The organism is Kitasatospora sp. NPDC091257, from assembly GCF_044757675.1.
GTDB classification, from domain to species: Bacteria; Actinomycetota; Actinomycetes; order Streptomycetales; family Streptomycetaceae; genus Kitasatospora; species Kitasatospora lactacystinica.
On the sequence record NZ_JBIVVI010001655.1, the window covers coordinates 1 to 1496 of the forward strand.

Genomic DNA, 1496 nt, shown 5'->3' on the forward strand with positions numbered 1-1496 from the left:
GGTGGCGTTCATCTCGGAGCAGTCCGGCTCGCACGCCGTGGTCGCCGCACGGATCGCCGAGCAGGTGCAGGACCCGCACGTGGCGGCCCTGCTGGTCGAGGTGGCCGGTGCGCCGCCCGGCTGGGCGCGTCACGTCACCCCGGACGCCCGGCTGGACGGCGACCTGCTGCTCGACGAGGACGAACTCGCCGAACTGGCCGATCGGCTGCGCGGGCGCTTCGGCCCGCAGGCCGACCTGGCCGCGCTGCGCGCAGGGCTCGACCTGGCCGCCCTGGAGGCCCTGACCGTCGCCGACGTCCAGCGACTGCTCCCCGAGGAGGGCGCACGATGACCCGGTTCCTCCTGGTGATGCCGCCGTTGACCGGCCACGTCAACCCGGCCGCCGGCATCGCCGCCGAGTTGACCGCACGCGGCCACCACGTCGCCTGGACCGGCACCGAATCGGTGCTGCGCCCGCTGCTCGGCCCGCAGGCCCGGGTGCTCGGCACCGGCACCCGGGCGTTCCGGGCCCAGGGCGGACACGGGCTGGCCGCGTTGCGCTCGCTCTGGGAGGGCTTCATCGTCCCGTACACCAGGTTCACGCTGAAGCCGCTGGACGCCGTCGTACGGGAGTGGCGGCCGGATGTGCTGCTGGTCGACCAGCACACTCCGGCGGGCGCGCTGGTCGCGCACCGGCACGGTCTGCCGTGGGCGTCCTTCGCGCCCGGGGCGATGGAACTGGGGCGCCCCTACCGGGCGTTGCCGCAGGTCGAGGCCTGGATGACCGGGCTGCTGCGGGGGCTGTGGGAACGCGCCGGGCTGCCCGCGGAGGAGTACCTGGACCCGCGTTTCTCCCCCGCCCTGGTCCTGGCGACCACCGGTCCGGCCCTGACCGGCTCGACCCCGCCGCCGAAGCACGCGCTCGTCGGGCCGGTGATCCCGGCGCGGCCGCACGATCCGGACTTCCCGTGGGAGCGGCTGCAGCCCGGCCGGCGCCGGGTGCTGGTCACCATGGGGACCCTGGCCGGCGAGCTGGGCGCGGACTTCCTCGCCCGGTCCGTCCGGGCGCTGGAGCTGTGCGGTGACGAGGTGCAGCCGGTGTTCGCCGCGCCGAGCGAGCTGCTGCCCGAACTCCCCTCCCGGGCCGTCGCGGTGGGGCGGGCGCCGGTGCTGGAGCTGATGGCGCGCGGCGAGCTGGACGCGGTGCTCTGCCACGGCGGGATGAACACCGTGGGCGAGGCCCTGGCGCACGGACTGCCGCTGGTCACCGCACCGATCCGGCACGACCAGCCGATCGTGGCCGGCCAGGTGGCGGCGGCGGGCGCGGGGCTGCGGGTGCCGTTCGCGCGCGTCACCTCGGTGCGGCTGGCGGACGCGCTGCGGGCCGTCCTGGACTCCACGGCCCACCGGGAGCGGGCGGTTCAGGTCGGGAGCCGACTGCTCGCCGGGGGCGGTGCGGTGGCCGCGGCGGACCGGCTGGAGGCGCTCGGCTGAGCGGGCCCGGACCGGGCCCGTCC

General features: G+C 76.8%; 2 protein-coding genes. Both read left to right on the forward strand.

Annotation, left to right across the window (positions count from 1 at the left end; genetic code table 11):
- Positions 1-331: hypothetical protein (locus ACIQOV_RS41045; RefSeq protein ID WP_401056194.1), on the forward strand; the 331-nt coding region annotated here is incomplete at its 5' end.
- Positions 328-1473: a glycosyltransferase gene (locus ACIQOV_RS41050; protein ID WP_401056196.1), complete on the forward strand. Its 1146-nt coding sequence runs from the start codon at positions 328-330 to the stop codon at positions 1471-1473. The genes ACIQOV_RS41045 and ACIQOV_RS41050, both read left to right, overlap by 4 nt.
- Positions 1474-1496: the final 23 nt, after the last annotated feature.